The following is a 2,566-nucleotide window of genomic DNA, read 5'->3' as shown; positions in this document are numbered from 1 at the left end:
ACCCCCGGAAGCTAAAAGTCTCCAGAGTATGGCGGAACAGAAGATGAGCGATCGGACAGAATCGGAATCGCTGATCGGGCGACCGGAATCAGTGATCGGGTGAAATCGGAATCAGTGATCGGACGTGACCGGAACCAGCAGCTTATCGACAATCCGGTCGGCACCGCCTGTGGTTTTGCGCTGCAGCTCAACCGCTGTTTGCTGTTTTTTACCCCGTGCGTGCCCTCGGAATTCAAGGTCATGGTGGAGCGCGAAATCGTGCCACGGCTGCGCGAGCGGTTCGATTTGCCGGATCCACCGCTTTGCCTGCGCATGACCACCTTTGGCCGCGGCGAAAGCGATCTGGCCAATGAGCTCGACGGTCTGCCGGTGGAGGTGGTGCTCGGCTACCGCTCCTCGATGCCGATCATTGAATTGAAGCTGACCGGCCCGGCCCATGAACGCGAGTCTATGGAGCAAGTATGGCAGCAGATCCGCGCCGTGGCCGGCTACAGCCAGCTCTATGAGGGGACCGACGATTTGCCGACCCGGCTGGGGCAATAGTTGCCGCAGCGGGGGTTGACCCTGGCGCTGGCGGAGCAGTTCACCGCCGGGATGGTCACCTGGCAGTGCCGGAGCGCCGGCGTGCCGGCGTGCCGGTGACGGGCGGCGAATGGTGGCCTGATGAACCGGCGAGCGCTGAGCCGACCGTCGATTTAGCGGCGCTGGCGCAGCGTCACGGCACCTCGCTGGGGCTGGTGGTGGGCGCTCTGACGCAGGATCATTTCAGTGTGGCGCTGCATACGCCGGGGCGGGATTTTGCGCAAACCATCGTCCTGCGCAACAATCTGGCGCGGCATCCCCTGCGCGCGCGCCAGGAAGTGGTGGCGCTAATGGCGTTAAATATGCTGCAGCGCTGGCTGCAGGAGCGGGAGGTGTACGTTGAATATGGCTGGGTGCGTCTCGCTGCCACGCTTTGAACCGCACGCGGAAGCCTGCGGCGCGAGAGGGGCGGTCAAGACGCCGCCAAGGTGTTTACGGCCTAATAAATAAAAGGGGCAATCGTCTGACGAGGGCTCCTTTATTCATCCTACCGCGCAGGGTTAACCCACGGCGCAGGCCAATCCCGCTGCAGTGACTTATCCTGCAGCGGCGGTCGACGGCGACGCGAAATCTTCCGCATCCACATCATAGCCCGACGGCTCCCAGCGAAGGGCCAGCAAGGCTAACAGGCCCGCCAGCGGCGCCAGCGCAATCACCCAGAAAACGCCGGTGCCGAGCAGCGCCGTCAGCACCGGGAACAGAAACAGCGACAGCGTCGAACTGGCACGCATCAGCGTCTGGTTAAACCCGACACCTACGCCGCGCAGCGAGGTGGGGTAGCTTAGCGAGGCGAACGTCATGCTGTGCGAACCGGGGCCGACCCCTTGTCCGAACAGGAACAACGCCAGCATGGCGATGGCCAGACCGGCCTGAATGCCATCGTGGGGACGGCCGATAAGCGCCAGCCCGATGAGCGACAATAGCTGCAGGGCATAGCCCAGCACGGTCATCGGCCCGGCGCCGAAGCGGGGTACAAAGCGCACCGCAAGCAGCCCGCCGACAAACGCGAACAGCAGATTCAGCGCCAGCGAGAACAGAATGGTGCTCAGCATGGACTGCTCGAGGAAACTGCTGAGGATGACCGGTAGACCAAACGCCACCGCATTATAAGCGAACGAGGAGGCCACGGCGATGAGGGTCGCAAGCACCGTCCGCCGCAGGTAAACGCCACGCAGCATCGCGGCGTGATTGCGCAAACCGGCTTTGGCGCGGCGGTTGATCTGCGGCGCCGGCGCGTCCGTTGCCACCTCGGCATTGATACCGTAGGAATGGCGCAAGATTTTCGCCGCGCCGGCCAGATCGCCCTGGTTGGCGGCCCAGACGGGTGATTCGTTCATATAGCGGCTACTGATGGCGATAATCACCAGCGCCGGTACGGCGCCGAAGCCGAGGATCAGCCGCCATAGCCAAGCGGTATGCCCTTCCGGCAATACGCCGTACAGCAACAACACCAGTAGATAGGAAACGCTGATAGCGGCATACCAGGTGGGGCACCACATGGCAATGCTGGCGGCTTTGTTACCCCGTCCGCGCAGGCGGGAAAACTCCGCCAGAAACGCCATTGCCACCGGCAAATCTATACCCACGCCCAGGCCCATCACAAAGCGTGCGGCGGTGAGTACCCATTCGTTGGGGGCGAAGGCACAGGCCAGCGCCGCCAGCACAAAAAACAGCATGTCCGCCATGAATACCCGATAGCGGCCAATTTTATCGGTCAGATAACCGCCGAAGAACGCGCCGGCGATAGCGCCAAACGTAATGGCCGATGCCACCATGCCGGTGGCGGCCGGGGTCAGGTTGAACTTTTGCGCCACATCCTTGATGCCGAACGCCAGCACACCGAGATCGTAAGCGCCCCGTGGAGGACGTCTTGAATTATTGGTGGGTTTGTTGTATGGCCCGGTAAGAATATGTTCCACTACGATGCCTAGTGAACCCGCATCCTATAAGGGACGGCTGTCAGATCATGGATAATCCGGCGATG

At 62.2% G+C, this 2,566-nt stretch carries 1 protein-coding gene and 1 pseudogene; one reads left to right on the top strand and one right to left on the bottom strand.

Annotated elements, in window-relative coordinates:
• Positions 1-132: 132 nt before the first annotated feature.
• Positions 133-959 (top strand): annotated as a pseudogene (locus tag ACMX3H_RS18200) (competence/damage-inducible protein A); the annotation flags it as partial.
• Positions 960-1,118: 159 nt separating this feature from the next.
• Here ACMX3H_RS18200 and ACMX3H_RS18195 read toward each other — a convergent pair.
• Positions 1,119-2,492: an MFS transporter gene (locus ACMX3H_RS18195; protein ID WP_415211798.1), complete on the bottom strand. Its 1,374-nt coding sequence runs from the start codon at positions 2,490-2,492 to the stop codon at positions 1,119-1,121.
• Positions 2,493-2,566: the final 74 nt, after the last annotated feature.

The sequence above is a fragment of the Sodalis sp. (in: enterobacteria) genome (assembly GCF_047607725.1).
GTDB lineage: Bacteria > Pseudomonadota > Gammaproteobacteria > Enterobacterales > Enterobacteriaceae > JBLKSS01.
This window is presented reverse-complemented; position numbering and strand designations above follow the sequence as displayed.